General features: G+C 62.7%; 12 protein-coding genes. 5 read left to right on the top strand and 7 right to left on the bottom strand.

Annotated features, from left to right (window positions below):
• From BG61_RS19600 to recC, 3 genes are read right to left on the bottom strand one after another with little or no spacing between them, the layout of a single operon-like run.
• Positions 1-2,079: an AAA family ATPase gene (locus BG61_RS19600; protein ID WP_035936283.1), complete on the bottom strand. Its 2,079-nt coding sequence runs from the start codon at positions 2,077-2,079 to the stop codon at positions 1-3.
• Positions 2,076-5,789: an exodeoxyribonuclease V subunit beta gene (gene recB / locus BG61_RS19605; protein ID WP_035936285.1), complete on the bottom strand. Its 3,714-nt coding sequence runs from the start codon at positions 5,787-5,789 to the stop codon at positions 2,076-2,078. The genes BG61_RS19600 and recB overlap by 4 nt, the downstream gene beginning before the upstream one ends.
• Positions 5,786-9,202, bottom strand: a complete 3,417-nt coding sequence (gene recC / locus BG61_RS44035; protein ID WP_035936287.1) for an exodeoxyribonuclease V subunit gamma — start codon at positions 9,200-9,202, stop codon at positions 5,786-5,788. Before recC ends, recB begins: the two co-directional genes overlap by 4 nt.
• A gap of 190 nt (positions 9,203-9,392) precedes the next feature.
• Here recC and BG61_RS19615 point away from each other — a divergent pair, with 190 nt between their 5' ends.
• Positions 9,393-12,056, top strand: a complete 2,664-nt coding sequence (locus BG61_RS19615; protein WP_035936289.1) for an FUSC family protein — start codon at positions 9,393-9,395, stop codon at positions 12,054-12,056.
• 10 nt (positions 12,057-12,066) lie between these two features.
• Here the strand turns inward: BG61_RS19615 and BG61_RS19620 are convergent, their stop codons facing one another.
• Positions 12,067-12,330: a hypothetical protein gene (locus tag BG61_RS19620; RefSeq protein ID WP_051672660.1), complete on the bottom strand. Its 264-nt coding sequence runs from the start codon at positions 12,328-12,330 to the stop codon at positions 12,067-12,069.
• Between BG61_RS19620 and BG61_RS44835 the strand changes: the two genes are divergently transcribed.
• Together BG61_RS44835 and BG61_RS19630 are read left to right on the top strand one after the other, a co-directional pair.
• Positions 12,263-12,826, top strand: coding sequence for a hypothetical protein (locus tag BG61_RS44835; protein WP_169743313.1), 564 nt, complete (start codon positions 12,263-12,265; stop codon positions 12,824-12,826). The two genes, BG61_RS19620 and BG61_RS44835, sit on opposite strands and share 68 nt — an antisense overlap.
• Before the next feature lie 167 nt (positions 12,827-12,993).
• The gene (locus BG61_RS19630; RefSeq protein WP_206540603.1) at positions 12,994-15,273 is read left to right on the top strand and encodes a hypothetical protein; all 2,280 of its coding nucleotides are present in this window, start codon (positions 12,994-12,996) and stop codon (positions 15,271-15,273) included.
• Between the two features lie 377 nt (positions 15,274-15,650).
• Here the strand turns inward: BG61_RS19630 and BG61_RS19635 are convergent, their stop codons facing one another.
• Positions 15,651-17,750 (bottom strand): ATP-binding protein, encoded by a 2,100-nt coding sequence (locus tag BG61_RS19635; RefSeq protein WP_129572221.1) that lies wholly within the window; start codon positions 17,748-17,750, stop codon positions 15,651-15,653.
• A 388-nt stretch (positions 17,751-18,138) separates the two neighbouring features.
• Positions 18,139-19,068, bottom strand: a complete 930-nt coding sequence (locus BG61_RS19640; RefSeq protein ID WP_035936300.1) for an HNH endonuclease — start codon at positions 19,066-19,068, stop codon at positions 18,139-18,141.
• Between the two features lie 343 nt (positions 19,069-19,411).
• Between BG61_RS19640 and BG61_RS19645 the strand changes: the two genes are divergently transcribed.
• Positions 19,412-19,855: a hypothetical protein gene (locus BG61_RS19645; protein WP_129572222.1), complete on the top strand. Its 444-nt coding sequence runs from the start codon at positions 19,412-19,414 to the stop codon at positions 19,853-19,855.
• A gap of 191 nt (positions 19,856-20,046) precedes the next feature.
• Here the strand turns inward: BG61_RS19645 and BG61_RS19650 are convergent, their stop codons facing one another.
• Positions 20,047-20,838, bottom strand: coding sequence for a DNA adenine methylase (locus BG61_RS19650; protein WP_035936304.1), 792 nt, complete (start codon positions 20,836-20,838; stop codon positions 20,047-20,049).
• A 263-nt stretch (positions 20,839-21,101) separates the two neighbouring features.
• Here BG61_RS19650 and BG61_RS19655 point away from each other — a divergent pair, with 263 nt between their 5' ends.
• Positions 21,102-21,452, top strand: coding sequence for a hypothetical protein (locus tag BG61_RS19655; protein ID WP_035936306.1), 351 nt, complete (start codon positions 21,102-21,104; stop codon positions 21,450-21,452).
• The last annotated feature ends 18 nt before the right edge of the window (positions 21,453-21,470 follow it).

Raw genomic sequence — 21,470 nt, forward strand, 5'->3', positions numbered from 1 at the left:
TCAGTGCTCCGCCAGGCTCGCGATGCGCGCGATACGTTCGATGCGCGCCGCCAGCCCCGAATCGCGGCGCGTGGGCGTCGCGACCGCCTGCGCGAGGATCGCGGGCGAGCCGATCACCTCGATGCGCTTCTTCGCGCGCGTGATCGCCGTATAGACGAGTTCGCGCGAGAGCACGCGATTGAACGCCGCCGGCAGCACGAGCGCCGCGTGATCGAACTCCGAGCCCTGCGACTTGTGGACGGTCAGCGCGAACGCGGTGTCGTGCGGCGGGAGCGCGGCCGGCGACACGTAGCGCAGCGACGCGTCGGCCATCCGGAAACAGACGCGCAGCGCGCCGTCGGCGGCGGGCAGCGCGATGCCGATGTCGCCGTTGAAAAGGCCGAGCGCATAGTCGTTGCGCGTCACGATCACCGGCCGCCCCGCGAACCATTGCGCGCCGAGCGCATGCGTGACGCGCGCGCGCTCGCGCACTTTCGCCGCCACCCGCGCGTTGATTTCGTCGACACCGCGCGCGCCTTTCTTCGTCGCGCAGAGCACGCGAAAGCGATTCAGCGCGTCGAACAATTGCGACGGGTCCGCCTGCGCGTCGAGCGTCGAGGCGAGCGCCTCGGCATAGGGTGCGAAACCCGCGGACAGGCGCGCGAGCGTGCGTTCGGAGAGGGCAGGCGCGGTGTCGTCGACGAGCACGGCCGCGCGTTCGGACGCCGCGCCGCGATCGGCTTCAAGCGCATCGAGCGCCGCTTGCGGCGAACCGCGCCGGATCGCGAGCGACAGCCTGCCGATATCCGAATCGAGCCCGAACCGGTAATTGCGCTCGAGCCACACGACGCAATCGGTCAGCGGATTTCCCGCCGGCTGGCCGTCGGGCACAGGAACGGGAACAGGATGCCACGGCTCGGGGATCGCTTCATGCAGTTGCGCGTAACCTTCGCTGTCGGCATCCGGCAGATAGGCGACTTCGTCATCGGGTGGCGCGAACGTACCGGACATGTCGGCGGGCTCGGCCGCTTCGTCCGGCAACGAGGCCATCAGGCGCGCGGGAGCGATCGACAGGGCCGCCGCGATGCGCGCCGCGCCCGCTTCGCTGAACACGGGCCGCGCGCTCAGCTCCGCGAACACCGCCCCGGCTTCGACCGCCGCCAGTTGATCCTTGTCGCCGAGCATCACGAGCCGCGCCTCGGGCGACACCGCCTCGAGCAGATGCGCGGCAAGCGCGACGTCGATCATCGACGCCTCGTCGACCACGATCACGTCATACGGCAGCGGATTGTCGCGATGATGGCGAAAGCGCCCGTTCGCCTGCGTGCCGAGCAGCCGCTGCAGCGTGAACGATGTGCGCGGCAGCCGCTCGGCCAGTTCGCGCGGTAAGCGGTCGGCGCGCTCGATCAACGCTTCCTGCAAGCGCTGCGCGGCCTTGCCGGTGGGCGCGGCGAGCGCGATGCGCAGGCTCGGGGCTTCGTCGAGCAGACAGGCAAGCACGCCGACGACGGTCGTCGTCTTCCCCGTGCCCGGTCCGCCGCTCACGATCGTGAGGCGCCCGGAAAGCGCAACGAGTGCCGCGACGCGCTGCCAGTCGATGTCGTCGTCTTGCGGTGCGCCGAAGTAGCGCGCGATGCGCTTCGCCGCGGTCGCGGGGTCCGGAGCGTCCCGTGCATCCGGTGCCTTCGCCGTCGCACCGTCCGCGCCCGAGCGCGCGACGAGCGCCTGCGCGAGCCGCCGCTCGTACTCGTAATAGCGCGCGAGATAGACGCGCCCGCCTTCGTCGATCACGAGCGGCAGCAGGTCCGCCCCCGCGCTTTCGCCATCGCAGGCGAGGCCGCTCGCGAAGAGCGCGGCGCGCACCGCCGCCGCGCTTTCCCCGTAACGCCCGGCGAGCGCCGCTAGCGACACGCAGACGTGCCCCTGCGCCGTCGCGCGGCTGACGGCGAATGCGGCGCGCTCGGCCCATCGCACGTTGCGGGCATCGGCGCGCAGGCGCCGCCCGAGCGCGCCGATCCTGCGCGCGAAGCCTTCGGCGAGCGCGACGCCGTCGTCGGCGGGCATGGCGGCAATGGCGGGATTCGCGTCGGGCGTGCTCATGCCGCGCCTCCCGACATCAGCCTGTCGAGCGCCTCGACGAGCGCCTTCGACGGCCGCCCGACGTGCACGCCCGAGGGCGCCTCGCCGTTGCGCCAGCCGGGCCGCACGCCGCGCACGAACAGGTACAGATAGCCGCCGACATGCGTCTCGTACGCGTAGCCGGGCAGGCGCGTGCGCAGGTAGCGATGCAGCGCGACCGCGTAGAAAAGCGCCTGCAGGTGGTACGCGTGCGACGCCATCGCGTCTTCGAGCGCTGGCGCGTCGTAGTCGGCGGGCGTGTCGCCCAGATGGTTCGACTTCCAGTCGACGATCCAGAAGCGGCCGCCGTGTTCGACGATCATGTCGATGAATCCTTTCACGAAGCCGCGCAGACTCCCCGCCTCGAGTGCGACATCGGGGAAATCGTGCTCGGAGAGCAGGCGCCGTAGCGCCGCGAAATCGAGCGAGCGGGCGGGAAACAGGAACTCCAGTTCGTTCATGCGGCGCTTGGGCGGGATCGCGTCGAGCCGCATGCCGGGCACGAGTTCAGTCGCGACCGTATCGGCGAGAAGCCGCGCCATCATCGACGGCAACTGCCGCGCGAGCGCCTCGGCGGCAGGCGTCGGATGTTCGCGCAGCGCACGCCGGATCGCCTCCGGCCAGGTGTCCGGCTGCGTGAAATCCGCCAGTTCGTACATCCGGTGCAGGCATTCGCCCGCGGCCGGGCCGCGCGGGAACGCGAGGATGTCGTCCTCGGCAAGCGGCGCCCGTTCGCGCGGCGCCACGACACCCGCCTGCAGCGCGTCGATCGCGTCCACCAGTTCGTCGTGATCGGGACGCGCGTCGGCGGGTGGCGGCTGGTTCGATTCGTCGCGCGCGCCCGCCGCGATCAGCGAACTGAAGCTCGCCATGCGCCAGCTGTCGCGCAAGAGGCGCCGGCTCGCGCGCGCGGCGGGCTCGTGCGCCGACGATGCGCGCGAGACGAGCGGTTCGCGCGCATCGATCACGGGCAGCGGCTCGAGCGAAATCGAGCCGCCGGAATGTGCGGCGAGCGCACGCCAGCCGTCGACGATCCCGTTCTCCCCGGGCGGCTCGGCAAGCCAGTCGCCGAACGCATGCCCCCTGCCCGCGACGAGCCAGTTGAGCACGCTGCGGCGCGACTCTTTGCTCGAATTCTTGCCCACCATGTAGACGCCGCCCACCACGTAGCACCGGTAGACCGCGCGGGTGAGCGCGACGTAGACGAGCCGCGCGCGTTCGGCGGCGTGCTCGCGGGCGATGCTCGCCGCCGCTCGCGCCGCTTCCTCGTCGTCGGTGCCGTAATGGAGCACGGCGTCGCCGGCGTCGTCGTGATACTCCTTCGCATCGGGCAGACCCGACGACGGCGGCTCGCGCAACGATCCGTCGTTGAGGAACGGGCAGAACACGACCGCGTACTCCAGTCCCTTAGACTTGTGCACCGTCACGATCTGCACGAGGTTGCGGTCGGACTCGAGCCGCAGCTGCGCGTCCTCGCCGCCGCCCTCCTCCATGCGCTGCGCGGCGAGCCAGCGCAGCGTCGGCGCGATGCCGGGCTGCGCCGCCGTGCGCGCCTGCAGCAGTTCGGCGAGGTGGTTCACGTTGGTCAGACGCCGTTCGCCGTCCGGACCCGCGACGAGCCGCTGCGCGATCTGCAGTTCGCGCGCGAGCGTGCGCCACATGACCGCGAAGCCGCGCTCGTGCCAGAGCGCGCGGTAGCGCGAGAAGCGCTCGACCCAGCTCATCGCGTCGCTCGCGGCGTCGGCCGAATCAGCGTGTTCGAGGCGCCACAGCGCGGCGGCGTCGAGGCCGAGCCAGTCGGTCGCGAGCGCGGCGCGCAGGCGGCGCAGGTCGCCGGGCGTGTCGATGGCGGCCAGCACGCGCTCGATCTGCTCCGCGTCGAGCGAGCCGAACACCGATGCCTGCGCGAGTTCCACGCTGCCCACTCCCCAGGCCGCGAGCACGCGCTTGACGAGACTGCCCTGCCGGTGCGTCTGCACGAGCACCGCGATCTCGCCGGGCGAAAGCGGCTTGCCGCCGACGGTCACCTCGCCCTGCTGCGCACCGCGCAGGAGACGCACGATTTCCGCCGCGCACGCTTCGGTGGCGTCACGCTGGGCGCCCGACTTCGAGCGGATCGACTCGCCGTGCGGCAGCATCCACACGCAGAAGTCGGCGGTGTCGGACCAGGCGCCGGCCGCCGTGCCGTCCGCGAACGGCGCGCGCTTGCGCGTGCCCGCGCGCACCGGCTGATAGTCGAGTCCGTCCAGGATGAACGCCGCCGGGTTCGCGCTGAAGACGCGGTTGCAGGCGTCGATGATCGGCGCCGTGGAACGCTGGTTGACCGCGAGCGTATAGCGCGCCGACGCCCCCGCGCGCGCCGCCAGATACGTATGCAAATCGGCGGCGCGGAAGCTGTAGATCGCCTGCTTCGGGTCGCCCACGAGAAAGAGCGGCCCGCGCGGCGCGAACACCCGCTCGAAGATCGCGAACTGGAGCGGATCGGTGTCCTGGAACTCGTCGATCAGCGCGGCCGGATAGCGCGTGCGCAACGCATCGGCGAGCCACGCGTGCTTCATCAGCGCGTGGTACAGGTTCGAGAGCAGGTCGTCGAACGACACCACGCGGCGCGTGCGCTTCCTCGCCGCGAGCTCGGCGGGCGCATGGTCGAGCCATTCGCGCACGATGCCGAGCCACAGCGCGCGCTGCGCCGCCTCGGCGGCCTCGGCGGCGACCGCGAGCGCATCGGCGTGCTCGAAGAACGGATGCTCCGGCGGCTGGTGCTTCACCTTCGTGCCCTTCTTCAAGGCGCTCGCGGTGAGCCTGAGCGCCTCGTGCGGGGGCGCTGCGTAGCAGTCGGCGTTCGAGAAGTACGCGGCCCACGCGTCGATGGCCGCGTCGATCAGCGTGCGCTTGTGCGTCGTCTTGCTGAGCTTCGCCTCGGCGTCGAAAAGCAGGCGCGCGATCGTGTCGCGCTCGGCGTGCCAGAGCGCGCAAGCTGCATCGAAGACGGCTCGCGCATCCTCCGTGGCCGCCGCCTGCGTGCCGCCCCAGCGCAGCGCCGCAAGCGGTTTCTTCAGACGCCGCGCGAGCTGCGCGTCGAGCGACGCGGGCCCCGCGCCCTTCGCGACGAGCCACGCCGCGAACGACGGTTCGCGCGCCGCCGCTGGCTCGACACGCTCGCGCCAGAAGTCGGCGGCGAGCTCGAAACGCAGCGCGCTATCGTCGGCCTGCATTTCGAACGCGAACGGCATCGCGGCCGCGAACGGCGCTTCCTGCAACGCGCGCTGGCAGAACGCGTGGATCGTGTGGATCGCGGCCTGATCGAAGGTATGCAGCGCGATGCGGATACGCTTCAGCGCTTCTTGCGGATCGATGGCGGCAAGCGTCGTTTCGAAGAGCCGCTCGATGAACGGATCGCCGCCGGCGTCGCCGTTCTCGATCGCGTGCGCGAGTTCGGTGAGGCGCGAGCGGATGCGCTCGTGCAGCTCGGCGGTCGCGGCCTTCGTGAAGGTGACGACGAGGATCTGGTCGGCGGCGAGCTGCTTTTCGAGCAGCAGGCGCACGTAGAGCGCGCAGATGTTCCAGGTCTTGCCCGTTCCCGCCGACGCCTCGATCTGGTTGACGCCGTCGAGCGGGCATGCGAAGACGTCGAGCTCCTGCGCGTCGGCGTGCGGGGCGGTCTGGAAACCGGTTTGCGGTGCGTTCGTCATGCGTCGCTCCGCACATGCCGGATGAGCGGCTCGAAGACGATCTTCGCGAGCACGGCGAAGGTGTCGTCGAGGGCGAGATTCGCGCCCCGGAAGGCGATGCGCAACGCGGGATCGTCCGATTCGCTGCGCGTGCGCTCCGACAGCCACGCGCTTTCCGCTTTCGAATCGCCTTCGGTCATCTTGAGCCACGCGCTCTTCGGAAAGAAACGCAGCGGCATACGCCGCCCCGCGCGATAGAGCGCGGCGAGCGCCGCGAGATGCGCGAGCGGATCGGCGACCGGCGTCAGTTCGAAATCCGACGACTGCGCCCCTCGCCCATGCCAGACGGTGCGGCGCGGGCCGCCCGGGTCCGCTGCGCAATACGCGAGATGCGCGAGCCACGCCGACAGATAGTCGCGCGCACGCGGCGCGTCGTACCGGTAGATCACCTGGCCCTGCGGCGTCAGCAGGTTGAGCGTGCCGTGCAGTTGCAGCGGCCGGGCGTCCGCGAGCCGTGCGTCGTGCGTGCCGAACAGCGCGACACCTTCCGTGTCGGGCCAGCGCGGCTCGATATCGAGCGTGAACGGCAGGCGCGTCGTGCCTTCGCCCGTCGACACGCGCACGCGATTCGCAAGCTGATGCAGCGCGCGCAGTTCCTGCGTCTGCCATACGCCGCCCGTCGCGCCGCCCGGCATTTCAGGACTCGCCCGCGCAACGCGCCGCGCGCGCTCGCGCGCAAGGTGATCGCCGTCCCCGGTCATGTTCAGGAGCGCAGGCAGCACGCGCTCGGCAAGCGCGTCGCGGCCGCTGTAGTCGAGTTCGAACGGCTCCGTGTCGCCAAGCTCGCCTTGCGCGTCGAAGAGCGCGATGCCGAGCCGGTCGCGCAGGAGCGCGCGGGCAGGATGGCGCCAGAAGCGTACGAAGTCGTCGAAAGCGACGGCTTGCGCCCCGTTGTCTTCATCGTCTTCAGCGGCAAGCGGCTCGGAAAAGAACCTCACCGGCGGCTCGGGGCGCCCGAGCGCGAGCGTGCGCGCAAGCTCGGCGCGCTCGGGCTCGTAGGTGAAGAGCGGCGCCTGCGGCTCGAAATAGTCCGGCGCGAACGGCTGCAACGGATGCTCGAACACGAAGCGCGCGCGGGCCTCGGCCAGTTCGTCGGGCGACGCGTGCTCGCCTGCCGCCGACTCCGCCAGATAGTCGAGCAGCTCGTCGATCAGCGCGGCGGGCGGCAGCGCCGCGTTGTCGCGAATGCTGCGCCCGGTGTACGCGACCACGAAGCGATCGCGCGCCGACAGGAGCAGGTCGAGGAACAGATTGCGCTCGTCGTCGCGGCGCTGGCGGTCGCCGAGCTTGCCGAAGCTCGCCATCAGGTCGAATTCGTCGGCGCGCGCGAGGCTCGGCAGCATGCCGTCGTCCATGCCGACGAGGCAGATCACGCGATACGGCAGCCCGCGCAGGCTCGTGAGCGACGAAAACGTGACGCCGCCCCAGGGCACGCCGCCGCGCGCGGGGTCGTCGAGCGCGTCGGCGAACGCGGTGCGCAGCACGGCGGCGGAGACTTCGGTCTCGCCCGCGCCCTCGTCCATCGCGACGATGAGCGCGTCGAGCGTGCCGCGCACGTCGGCAATGGAATCACTGAACGCGAGGCCTGAGTCGAAGAACCGTTCCAGCGCGTCGAGCATGATCTCGCCCCACGCACGCGGCGTGCGCGGCGCGGCGACGCGCTCGGAGAAGGCGTCGATGTCGTCGATGAAGCGCGTGAGCCGCCCGAGCAGTGCCGCGTCCGAGCCGTTCGCGCCTTCCACCGGCAGCCATTCGTCGACGGGCGCGCCGCCGTCGGGCAGCGCGTAGCCGAGAAAGAGCCGCGTGAGGGCATCCGAGAACGTGTGACGCGCCGCGGGCACGTGCTCCGCCGCGACTTCGTCCGGCGTGAGGCCGCGGCGGGCGCCCGCCGCCGCGAGCCACGACTGTGCGGTTTCGAGCGCGGCGGCGTCGATGCCGTAGCGCGCGGTGATCGCATCCACGCGCAGCCACTCGATCAGCTCGGGCGCGCCGACGCTGCGCTCGGGCAGCGCGAGCCAGTCGAGCAGCACGCGCGCGACCGGATTCGCCTGCGACGGCGGCAAGCCCGTGATGCGGTACGGAATGCGCCGCCGCTCGCCGGCGGCACCGCCCGGCGCCGTGCCGAACACGCCGTCGATGAGCGGCCCGGCCACCGCCAGATCCGGAAACGCGACGAGCACGTCCGACGGCTCCAGCCCCTCGATCTCGTCGAACCAGCCAAGCAGGCGGTCATGGAGCACCTCGAGCTGACGCGACAGGCTGTGGCAGACGTGCACTTCGATACCGGGATGCGTGACCTCATGCCCGATGCCTTCGCCGCCAGCGGATTCGCGCAGGTCGAGAATCGCGTTCTGCACGCGCGCGAGCCACGTGGGCGCGGGATTCTCCTCGAAATGGCTCGCCTCGCGCGACGCCGCGCTCTCGGTCAGTTCGTGCAGCATGTGCAGTTGCGCCTGCGTCTGGCGGCCCCATTCGGCGAGCAGCGGATTGCCGACTTCCTGATAGTCGAGCTCGCCCTTCATCTCGAGCTGCTCGACGCGCGCGACGCTCACGATGTCGAACCAGAACTCGCGGCACGGATTGATCGCGTAGATGCGCACGTCGATCCAGCGCGACAGCTCGCGCAAGAGCGCGATATGCAGCGGCGGCATGGTCGGCAGCGCGAACACGCTGATGCGCTGGGGCCACTCGGCGCGCATGACGGCGTCGAGATCGAGCTTCGCGGAATCTGCGAGAAAGCGGTAGGCGGGCGGCGTCGGATCGTGGCCGGCTTCCTGCGCGTGGTCCGCGAGATCGGCGAGCAGCGCGCGCCACAGCGCCGCCTGCCAGCGTTCGTCCTCGCGCTGGATGTCGCTCGCGCCCGGCAGGCGCGGCCCGCGCAGGTCGCCTTCCGGCGCGCCTGGCGACGCGAGGATCGAGCCGCCCGCCTGCCATTGCGTGAGCCACTCCGGGCGATAGGTCAGATAGTGGTCGAACACCGTCGCGATGCGGCGCGCGAGTTCGTAGCGCATCGGGTCGTCGGCGGCATCGAGATAGGACGAAAGCCGCTTCGACTCGCCGAACGAAGGCTGCGACAGGAGCCGGTAACAGCGCCACGCGAGCCGGTCGGGCGCGAACGGCGAGTGCGCGGGCACGGTCATCACGCGGCCGATCTGCGCCCACAGCCACTGCGCGAGATAGCCGAACCCGACATTCGCGCAGATGCCGAAACGTCCGGCCAGATCGAGTTCGAGCCGGCGGCGCACCGCTGCGCTCGGCACGATCACGGGCTGGATGGCGAACGGATCGCCGCCGTGCATCGAGAACGCCGCGAGGTCGTCGAAAAGCGCCTGCGACAGCGTTTCGTGGCGGTTCGAATAGAAGAGTTCGAGCATAAGGCCTGTGCGCTTTCCGATGAAGCAACAGCATAACAAACGCGGCCCGCGCACAGAACCTGGCCGAACGGCCGAGGTCAGAACCCGACTCAGTTGGGTTAGACTCGAACCCGGCATTCACGCCCCGCCGGCATCGGCACGGGACGGCGCGATAGACACACGCAACAAACAAGCAACACACAGGAAGTCGATGCGCTATTCGCTCGAAATCAGGAAGTTCATCTACAGCCAGTATTTCTTCGGCGGCTTGCGCATCGCCCTCGGCGTGTCGCTACCCGCCGTACTGATGCTCACGGTCTTTCACAACCGGGATCTCGGCTTCACCATCGCGACGGGCGCGCTCGGCGCGTGCGTCGTCGACATGCCCGGGCCGCTGAAGCACAAGCACAACGAGATGCTCGCCTGCTCGGTGATCGGTTTTTTCGCCGCGCTCGCCACGGGCATCGCGTCGGCACATCCGGTCACGCTGTGGCTCACCGTCGTGCCGCTCACGTTCGTGCTCTCGCTGATCGTCGTGTACGGCAACCGCTGGCCGCAGATCAGCTTCGCCACGCTCTTCATGATGATCGTGACGCTCGAGGATCAATTCACGCCGATGCAGGCGCTCGTCAACGCATCGTGGATCCTGCTCGGCGGCCTCTGGTATACGTACTGGGCGACCCTCATCAGCCGCTGGCAGGTCTACCGCATCGAGCAGCAGGCGCTTGCGGAAAGCATCTTCAGCTGCGGGGAATACCTGATGGCGCGCGCCCGCTTCTACGATCCGGACGCCGATCTGGACGAGTGCTACCGAAAGCTGATCGAAACGCAGATCGCGGCCGTCGAGCGCCAGGACGCCGCCCGCGACATCGTGCTGCGCAACCTGCCGAAGCTGCAGAGCGGCAAGCTCGACCCGCGCCGCGCGAAGCTCTTCAACCTGTTCATCAACGTGGTCGATCTGCACGAGTTCTTCGTCGGCGCGCATACCGACTATCCGCTCGTGCGCAGCGCCTTCAGCGGCTCCGATCTGCTCATCTTCTACCGCGACCTTTGCATGAAGGCGGCGACGGACCTCGAGGAAATCGGCCTCGCGGTGCTGCAGAACGAGCCCGCGCGTGCGCGCATCAGCGTGAAGGCCGAATTGCGCGCGATCGAGTACGAGCTCGAACTGATGCGCAAGCACGGGCTGCCCGAGAAGAATCCCGAAGCGTATGCGGCGGTCGCGGCGGTGTTCCGGCGGCTCTGGAGCGCGACGCGCCTGATCGACCGGATGCGCCGCCACACGCGCACCGGCGACGACACGACGGAAACGGAAGTGCGCATCGACCACGCGCTGTCGCGCTTCGTCTCCAGCCGGCGCGTGTCGTACATGCAGATCTTCTCGAACCTCACGATGGCCTCGCCGAGCTTCCGGCACGCGCTGCGCGTGACGATCGCGGTAGGCGTCGGCTTCTGGCTCGGACGGCTCCTGCCGCTCACCAACGCCTACTGGATCGTGATGACGACCGTCATCATCCTGAAGCCCGGCTATTCGCTCACCAAGCAGCGCAACACGCAGCGGATCATCGGCACGGCGATCGGCTGCGCGGCGACCGTCGCGCTGATCCTGATCGTCAAGGAACCGCATCTGCTGATGATCGTGATGTTCGCGTCGATGGTGATGAGCTACAGCCTGCTGCTCTTCAACTACACGGCGAGCGTCGTGTTCACGTCGTCGTTCGTGCTCTTGATGTTCCACCTGCTCGCGCCGGGCAGCCTGCGCCTCATCGGCGAGCGCGCGATCGACACGGTGGTCGGCTGCGCGATCGCGATCGCCGCGAGCCACCTCTTCCCCTACTGGGAATACCGGCTGATGGGCAAGCTCGTCAACGACATGATCGCCGCGACGCGCAATTACCTCGAGGCCAGCTGGTGGTGGAACGGCAAGCCAGCGGCGGCGCAGGCGGAGAATGCCGCGGCCGTGAAGGCACAGGCGGGCGCGGCGGCGAGCGCGCGCACGCAAGCGCCGGCCGAGACGAGTCACGAGGCGCAACACACGAAAGTCCTGGTGCAAGCCGCGCTTCCGGCCGAGGCGCAAACCGAGGCGCAGGCGAAAGCGCTCGCCGATGCCGTGTTCGCCGACAGCAACGCGCGGGCAGCGGTCGCAACGGCGGGCGAGGTGCAGGCGGCGAAGGCGGTGGCGTCGGTGCCGTCGGTGCCATCGGTACAGCCGGCGCAAGCGGCGCAAACCGCAAAGGCGCCAGTTCAGCCTTCACCGGCAAGCGCCGACACAGCCGTCAAGTCCGCGACGGCAGCGGCGGCGAAGCTGTCGTCGGTCAGCGTCGGCGAAAGCACGGCCGCGACCACGGGCTCGGGGGCATCGGCCGCGGCGACCGTCGTCGCCACCGCGCTCGATCGCGACTTTCGCTACCGGCTGGCTCGCAAGAACGTACATATTGCGTTCGCCAATCTCGGACAGGCGTTTCAGCGCATGATGCTCGAACCGAAGGCGCACCAGAAGTTCGTCGCCGAACTCAACGACCTGCTGATCCAGAGCCACGTGCTCGCGTCGCAGATCACGGCCGCGGCGCCGCTCCTGCAGTCGCTGCCGGGCGCGGGCGGCTTCACGATCGAGCCCGTGCACCGCACGCTCGACACAGTCCGCGACAACCTGACGCAGGCGCAAGGCGGCGCACCGCCGCGCGAGAATCAGCAGGAGCAGATTCGCCAGCTCACGCGCGAACTGGATGCGATGGTCGTCGCGGCCGAACGCGCGTCGAACGTGCCGAGCGAAACCGTCCACGACCTGAAGCTGCTCGCGCATCAATGCAAGCAGATGCTGGCCGCGTCGACACTGATCCGCAAGGACGCGAGCCTGATCCACCTGCCCGCGTGAGGGGCCTCGCTTACTGGGACTGAGACTGCGATTGCGGCGGTGATTGCGGTTGTGGCTGCGGTTGTGGCTGCGAAGCGCCGAGTGCCGGCACCGCGGGGCTCGCGCCGCTCGCCGCCGCCGGCTCGCCGTTCTCCCGGTCGTATTCGCGCTTCTCGCGGATCGCATTGAAGAAGAGCGTCCCGACCACGAGCAGTACGACGACGACGATGAACACGCTGATCGCGAATGTCGGATTCTTTTTGGGCGAACTGTTGCTGCGGCGGTCGTCGGTCATGAAGGCAGGCTCTGCGGGTCTTGGGGGAAACGAAGCCGTCATGTTACCCGCATCGGATTTCAGAAGCCTTTGCCTTGCGCGCCGCCCAGCGATCCTGAACCAGCGTCAGCGCCCCGTATCGACGAGCGGCGGCCTGACCGGCAGCGCGGTCGAATACTTGATCTGCTCGATACGGAAAAATATGATCATTAAATCAAAGAACTGGCGGAATCAGCACCAAAGATGGCACCGCATTGGCACCATCACTGAACGACCTACTTTTCGCCGCTGCCGTCGCGCCGTGAACCAACTCGTAATGCGCATCCTTGCCGCTGCGCGGGGGCGGAAAATGCTCGCCCTCGCCTTCGACTTCGAAGCCGGAGCCGCCGTCGCCTTCTTTCACCACGTTGTAGATGCCAGACGTCTGAATCTTCTCGCCGGGTTGTGCTGTTCGGCCATGTCGCGCTCCTTCGGTGATCTGCCTCCCGTAAGGCAAGCATTGTTCCGGCCCAGCTAGCGGTAAATCAGCGAAGCGCGCCGCGAATGATCACGCGAGGGTACCCCAGCGTGTCTCGTCCTAGGAAGTCTCTTTTTGACCCTTCTGAGACATTCTTCGTACGACCCACTCAAAGGCAGCTTCCAAGGCGCAGCGGCCCATGTCGATAAGATCACTGGAATTTCCATTTGCCCCATATTGAGGTTAAGGCATCGAAGTGGCCGCTTCGTTATACTCTTACCGATAGGGAGAGCCGAATCGAAGGCGCAGAAAGCAGAGTGGCTATCTTTAGGACCGCCGCGAAAATTCGCAACCCATCCTCTACAGCACTTGGGACAGAAATGACGCTTGATATCCGGGGCAGCATAAAGAACACCAAACTCAGTTCTAATCCATATGTCGTTTTCGAAGAGCTGATCTCCAACGCCATCGATTCCTTTCTCATACGAAAGCATGTAGACGCCTCGGCGGAAGATATGCGTGTTGAGATCGAGGTTGAGTTCAATTGGGAAGATCTCCTTGACGCTAAAGAAGACATGACAGTGTTTTGCAAGGACAATGGATGCGGCCTCGGCGACGATCAGCTTAAGGCGTTCTTGACGAAAGACACATCTTATAAAGACGATCTTTCCATCTCCGGGATTGGCAGCTGCAAAGGCGCAGGTCGCATACAATTTTTCCATCATTTTTCCGGCCTCGCCATCAATAGCACATACCGGAAAGGCGGCAAGTTTATTAGGCGAGAAATGCATTACTCGGAGCCGGCGAAGCAAATTGACGCCGAAAATTTTAGTAGTAGCTCCGGAAATGAGAGTGAAATCGGAACGACAATTCTGCTCAAAGGCTTCAAGGAAGCCGTGCGAGGCCGAATCGCACAAGGGCAACCACTAAGCGCCCTCTTCTCGGCGTCGGTTTTGAAAAAGCAAATGTTGATCGCGTTCCTTCAACGACTGGTCGGTCTCGATCGCCGTCTGGGCAATTTCAAAATCACGTTCGTCACACGCCATTGGAAGGATGGCGAACGAAGCGATTCGCTAACACGTTCTGATTTGCCAGCGGTTACGGCAAAGCGCGAAGTCAAAGTCGAGGAACGCGATCCGGATACGGGTGACGGTCTCGGTACTTACCAACACTTCACGCTGTACCACTATCAACTTAACGCTAGCGAGTATGGGCTTCCAAGAAACGCGATCGCATTTTGTGCAAAGTCGTCACCGGTAAAGGACATTACGCAGCGCTATCTACGGACCCGAGCTCAACAAAATAACCCTGTAGATGGATCGCATCACATCGTCCTTATTGAGAGCGACTATCTGGATCAGCGCGTGAACGAGCAACGCGATGACTTCGAAAACATTCCAGCCGAAATCTCTATCGGCGATCTATTTTCCGGCGAAAAGCTGTCCTACGCCACGATCTATGATGCTATCGATCCTGTGATCGAAGAGATGGTGGTCCCCGCGAACTGGAACAAAGACGATGTACTCCGGGATATAACCAACCAATTTGGCATAAGCGAGGCTATGCTCCAAGATACATCAACCCGCATTGTTTACGGCGAAACACCACAGGCGGTCGCCGAGCGTGTGTTGAAAAAATATCAGGAGCGAGTGGTTGACGAAACCGCCGCTATTTACAACCTAAAAGAGGAAATCATTAAGGCGGAGCCGGATTCCGAGGAATTTCGGGCATTGATTAATGATTTGGCGTGGAAATACACGTCTTCGTTAAAAAACTTCGATATGGCGAATTTATCCCAGCTTATCGTTCGCCGGGCCGCTATCGTCCAAATTTTAGACTTGGCATGCAACGAAAAGCTTGCAATGCAGACTGTAAGCAATGGAGCTCGTCGCAAGAATGAGCAGATCATTCACAACATATTCTTTCCGATGCGTAAGGATAGCTCGGAGGTCGATGATCACGATATTTGGCTACTAAGCGAGGAGTACCATTATTACGACTATATAGCATCAGACGTTCCTCTTGCGAATATCGCTTGGAATGGGGGTGAAAAAATATTTGAACGCGATATTGATGTTGAAATAAAAAAGATTTTAGAAAAGCGTGCTTCAGCAAATAGCGGAAAGCGTCCAGACATAGCAATTTTCAGCAAGGAGGGGTCGGCGATAATCATTGAATTCAAGGCGCCTGGAGTGCATTTGGATGACTATGTGGGTGATCTTGCGGAATACTCTCATCTGTTGGCCGCAAAGTCCGGTGGAAAGTTAAAGAAAATATACGGTTATCTCATAGGCGATACTGTAAATGCCCTGCGCTTATCTGGATGGACACCATTTCCGCTTGGGAATGGATATTTTCGATCGGACGCGCTTCTGGATCCGAAAACCCGATACCCGCTCGGCGAAACTTATTTCGAAATACTTTACTTCAGCGATGTAATCGAGCGGGCGAAGAAGAGAATTGGCATCTATCAAAATAAGCTCCAATTAAAGTTAGACCCACACTGAAGTCGTCGTTGGACGGCTTCCCACACGAAACGGACGTCTAAACGTCCAAACGACGATACGGGCGAGTGATGCTTCTTGGGCGAATCTTGCCGATCGTCGCGCGATCGGCAGGAGCCTTCCTACGAGCGGCAGCACGCGACCCACTTCGGCCCGTCCACCCAGCGCGTCCTCAACGACGGCTTCCAACGTACAACGGCCGTCTGCCGATTCGCATGGGAAGTCGGGTGTTCGGCCAAAACGCACGGTCGACTCGCACACCCGCTCCTTATGCAAAGTGAAGTCGCGGAAAAGGGTTGCATCCGTTGGTTTCCTTCAACGAACGCACTCCGCGCTTCGGAAAGACCGCAATCTTCACCACTAAATGGCGAACTAACGCTCTAACGCTTCCACGCCAGCCGCAAACTTCGTCCCTTAATGTCCTTACCGCGCAACGCTTCCATTGCCTGCACAGCCTGCGTCCGATCAAGCATCTTCACGAAGGCGTACCCCCTATTTTTCCCTGTAACGTAGTCCGTTTGCATATCAATCGCAGTCACTTCGCCGAATGGTTCGAATAAGGCTCGTATTTCGTCGATGGTCACCGCATAACCAAGGTTTCCAATGTGGAGGGCCTCCGCACCTCCGATTCGGAGATCGGTCGGCGCTTTAGAAAAAAGAGGCAAGGGCTCTTCTGCCTTCTCCTTCGGTGCAGTGCGCGGCGGCGGCGGTGGCGGTGGCGAGCCGGCTTGCCACATTTTTGTCAGGCTTCCTGTTACCTTTCCGTCCGCGGTCAACAGCTCTAAATCTACAAGTAGCCTCCTCATCCGCTTCGTCGTGCTCTTATAGGCATTATTGGCGGGCAGCGCGTCGAGCGTCTCTTGCAGAAAAGTTGTGTCCACAACCTGCACCGGCACAACATGCCTCAGTGCTCCATAAAGTTCCGCAAGCATTGCCTCAACCTCATGCGGATCCCGGATACGAAGCCGCGGAATTTCGCGCCGCCCGAGTCCCCGTTTCTTTCCGCCCGTTCCAGCGTTCACGATCAACCCCTTTCCTGCAAGTTGCTCGTAAAGAATTCGGTACAGATCCCAGTCATGCAGATCGAGCGAATCGTATATCTGCTGAGGCGACATTAGGTCACCGCTCTTCCCCGCCAGCAACACTAGCATCTCCTCACGAGACAGCTTCAGTGGCTGATATCCAATGAGCCACGCTTGATCAGCGGAGGAAAAGACCGACTTATGAAACAATGTAATCGCGAACTTCCCAGGATCGGAGGCGAGATTCGGCGAAACAAGATCGGCGTCTTTTATCAACCGAAAAATTCGACGCATTCCCTCGCCCATTTCCCGAACATACCCAATCTCGCGCAGACCTCTCGCGACATGGACATTGCGCGATTCGTGCAATCCCTGCTGCCTCTTCAGATCGTCAACGCTTATTGTTGACAGCAACGAGCCGGGGGAGTGGATTTCCATTCGATCGTCGAAAATCAGGATTTCGATATTCTTGCCCTCGATACTATAATCACGATGAGTAATTGCGTTGATTAACGCCTCTCTACACGCGTCTTCGGGGTACATAATGCGCTGTCTAAAAAGTGCGTCATCGGTCAGCTTTGTTCCGACCAAATGAGGTCTGAGTTGCTCCCATGCCTGAGTAAGAAGCTGGAGGATGTTACCAGTGACGGTCTCGTCAGTAGCCACGTTATAGTCTCGCCCCGTGCCGAGTTCTGTTCCGCGGATGCGGACAACTCTCACTTGACAACGGGGATGCCATCTTTCAACGTCTTTGGCGAATAATAGGAGCGCTGCACGGCGTAAGCGCAGAATACCCAGACCGTACTCCGCCAACCCGAGATACTGTAAGCAACGTTCGGGCGACATGCGCGCGGTATTTTCCGAGACTGCAGCAACGAGAGTTAGGTCCAGATCCGTAACTAACGCGCCATCTACAAATTCGCGATCGTACTGTCTAGATAGCTGTTCCTGTCTTTCGAACTGCAGCCGGGCGGCCGAAACGGGTACGGACTCTAGATCACGTCTCTGGAGACAGCGGCCATCGCTTGTTTGGTGTATTCCTCGCGTGCTTTTATCGATATAGAAATACAATATTGATTTTTCATCAATCGTGATTCTCGTCCCATATGGAGAGGGGAGAGGGGTGTCTTTATGCACCCCAGTTACCGGGGCCTTTAGTAACACATCGACCTGTTGCTCGGAATAGGAAATTCCGGTTACGGTACCGTCGTCTTCCACACCGACGAGTAGCTCCCCGCCATCAGCATTTGCGAATGCCACCAGCGTTTCGGAAATATCCTTGGAAACCGAACTCAAGTCCCGTGGCTTCTTGTTACCAGGTTCGCCATGCAAAGCGCTTTTGAATTCGCGAAACTGGCTTTCACGAAGTTCTATTGTTTTCTGAATTCTGTCTTTTAAAGCTAACGCATCCATAACGCCCCCGTGCGAATCTGATTGATCAATTTTGGCGAAGGGCACATGGTGCTATGTTTCCGAATGCGTTGCAACTGCAGGATGGCGTGAGATCCAACGGGCGTAGTGGTACGACTTCAGCCCTCGTCATTTTCTCGGAGCAGCCCGCCGATGGACTACCGCAATGGGACAGAATGTAATCGAACGCGATGACCGACGACACGACGAAGGAATAGATGCGGCGAACGTCCGTTGTCCGAGTGGAACCGACGCTGGAGCGTCTTTTCTGGCGCGCGGGCGAGTGGCCACAGTTGGCCGAGCCCGGACCGACGCTGGCCCAGCGACATCCGACAAGTATCGCTAATGGCAGCGTGAGGTGACCATCCCGCGGCAAACAAGTGTTCGAATCGGTACGAAGAAGCGAGGCACCTTCATGCTGGGCGTCCTGGCAGATCTATGCCCGGAATATATTCTGACGATGAAATTCCATGAAAACTTCTTGCTCTGCTCGAAGAATTTTCGCTGTCAAATTCGCCTGCAAATGCCATGAAGAGACGACCGTCGCCGCCAGATGAGTCGACACCAACAACGTCCCGTTGCTAGAAAATGAAATAAAGCCACGGTCAAACAGGTGATCAACATGAGGCGACAACAACAGTCCGTTGTTACCATCCAGCTTTTCCTCATCAGTCGAGAGATACCACGGCTTGATGTGACTGGCACGGAGATGCTGACGATCGACGACGCCCGCGACCCTACATCCATCCTCGACCAGTTCGACACGGGAGCGGAAAAGACCTTGGCCGCGGCGCGCTTTGATTAGCTGTAACTTTTCCGTCTCCGGAATATCAATGCGTTTTTTGACGTCGGATTCTTCCTTCTCGTTAAGGCCTTCTAGAGACGCATTGACCGCGCTTTGCATGAGTAAGGAAAATTCGTCGCCGATCAAAGCCCCCAGCGCAAGCGCCATGACCTCCGGCAGTTCAGTCAGGTATACCGCCTGGTTTCCGTTCCCATTGGCTTGCAGTGGCGAGTAGCGCTCTGGCAAAAGCGGTTGCAGGATCGCCATATGGTCCGCGGGCCGCACAGCCTTCTCCAACGGTTGATAATCGACTTCGACATACCAGCCTTCGTTCGACCACTCCGCGCCAGCAGTTCCGAACGCGGTCGGCTTGGGAGAGGTTGCTGCCGGAGCTTGGACTATACCGAGAGCTTTAAGCTTCGTATCGGCGAACGACATGATCACATCACCGACGCTAACCTGTGTCATCGTGTCGTAAAAATGATTCCGGCTGCCGTCGCTCTTTTTTTTCGGAGACCAGAGGTACCCGCCGCTTACTTCGTGCTTATACGTTTGATTTTGATTGACCCACCAATATCGCATGCCGTTTTTTTCATCTCAGTGCAGCGTCAATGCTGTAAGCGCATGGGACAGCGCCGTGCAAGAGCCGTCGTTCAAGTCATTGATTCTTCGTGCCGCGATTGTACCTTCTCGTACGCAAGTCTCGAGCGAAAAAATGGAGCCAAAAGCCTTATGACACAAGGCTGAACGTGATTTATCCAACTATACTGAAGAGTTACATCTACGGAACGCGCTATTGCAGAGGGGGCAAAGAGCCGTTGGAAAAGACGCGGTATTTCATTGGCTTCCCTACCGTGAGTCATATTTTACTTTCAACGGAGATGACGTTCCTACACGAATGATCCATGCTGGGGAGGAAGCTATCGTGTCCCTCGATACCATGTCGTTCATCCTTGGAGGCATCCTTGTAGCTGCGGGCCTTTTTGGTGGCGGGCTAGAGATAAAGGAATTGAAGCTTCCGCAGATCGGCATCGCTGCTCGCTACCTCTCGGTAGGCGTAGGTGTCTGCTTCGTCGTGCTTGCGATTTACGTCAAATCTCCGCAGTTGTTTAGCGAAAAAGAATCGAAAGTAACATTCCAAGAACCTATGCAAGGAGATTTGCGGTTGGACGCCTGCCTTGAGTGGGGGAAAAAATGTGGTGAGCCCGCAGCTACTGCGTGGTGCAAGACACATGGTATGTCTCGCGCTTCGGACTACCGGCAGGAAAACGTTGGCAATCAAAATGTCAGAACCCGTCTCATAAGTACAAGTCAAGTGTGCTCCGAAGCGTTCTGCGCGTCGTTTGCTTACATCGTCTGCGAAAAATGAGTTATCTGTCCGAGTTCCCTTCGACGTTTCCGCTACCCCGGGAAGCCGTCGTCTGAGTGACCGGCCAGTTGATTGCGCCAACGGCGGCTTCTGGCCCGGGTGCCGTCGATCAGGACATCTCGAATTGGGGCGCCATACTAAGTCATCGGCCGAGTTCGAGCGTAAAGCTTCCGGTTTCGTTTGCTATCGGTTTAGAACAATCCGGCTGGTTCCCGCGCGTCGTTCCAACTGAAGATGATCACCTCCTTGCGCGCAGCCTCGCGGCCGCCGCCGCCCACGGTGTATTTGATGTCGATGGTCTCGATGTGGAATCCCTCGAAGGCTCGTCGAATATCTGGATGGTCGTTGAGGCTCACGATCGCCCTGCCCTTCAAAGCGCGCAGGCGCGCTGCCATCTCGACGTACTCTGCATAGTCGAACGGCACGCCGTACCCTTCCGTCTCCCAATACGGCGGGTCCAAATAAAACAGCGTATGCGGACGATCGTAGCGGTCGATGCAGGCCTTCCAGTCCAGACGCTCGATGAACGTCGCCGCCAACCGGAGGTGGGCCGCGGAGAGTGTTTCTTCTAGACGCAAGAGGTTAAGACCGGGTGGCGTTGTCGTCGCCGTACCAAATGTCTGCCCCTCGACCTTCCCGCCAAAGCAGTTGTGCTGCAGATAATAGAACCGCGCGGCGCGCTGAATATCGGTCAGCGTTTCGGGGCGCGTGTCCTGCAGCCACTTAAAAACCTGCCGGCTCGTCAGTGCCCATTTGAACTGGCGCACGAATTCCTCGAGGTGGTGCTGCACCACCCGGTAAAGATTCACCAGCTCGCCGTTAATATCGTTGATCACCTCGACTGCTGCCGGCGGACGCAGGAAATACAGCGCGGCCCCGCCCGCGAACACTTCGACATAGCACTCGTGTCTCGGAAAGCGCGGAATTAGATGGTCTGCGAGACGGCGCTTTCCGCCGATCCAGGGAATGATTGGGGTTGCCATAAGTGGATTGCCTTTTCTGGAATTGCGATAGAATTCGGCCCGCCTACCGGTAGGTGGCAGGGCCTTGGCTAATTCACTGGCTGCTTCAGTGGAAAGGCGACGCCGGGCATGCTCCAACATGCTCGGCGTCGCCCTGTCTTTTCCCGCGCCGCGAAGCACGGTCAAAGTGACTTTTAAGATGCCCAAAACGGGCGAATAATGACTCTGTAGAGGACGTCCCCCACCGAAGGAGCGGACGTCCGAATACTTGCGGAGAGCACCGCATGTTGCCTGGGTCGAACCTGGACGCGGAAGCGCGCGCCGAGCTGCTTTGCTATCTCGTGGTATCGCACTTGGTCGCACGCGCGACAGTCGGCGAATGGCTGACGGTCGAACAAATCTATGAATCGGCGCGGATTTGGCTGCGGGCGAACGGCGGCATAGCAGACTGGCCCGAGAGGTTACAGCTCGCGCGAATGTCGCTTGAACTCACACCTCGGCTATCGGCGCTGCCATTCTCCAAAGACGAAACGTCGCTCCTCGAACTGTTCGCGGATCGATGGCAACTGGACTATCGGTCGCCCATGGTTCAAGGCATCTACGGAGCGTGCGAACGGCATCTGCGCCGCGCTTAACGTGCGGTTCCGGGCGTG

It is taken from the genome of Caballeronia glathei (assembly GCF_000698595.1).
In the GTDB taxonomy this organism is placed as follows: Bacteria; Pseudomonadota; Gammaproteobacteria; order Burkholderiales; family Burkholderiaceae; genus Caballeronia; species Caballeronia glathei.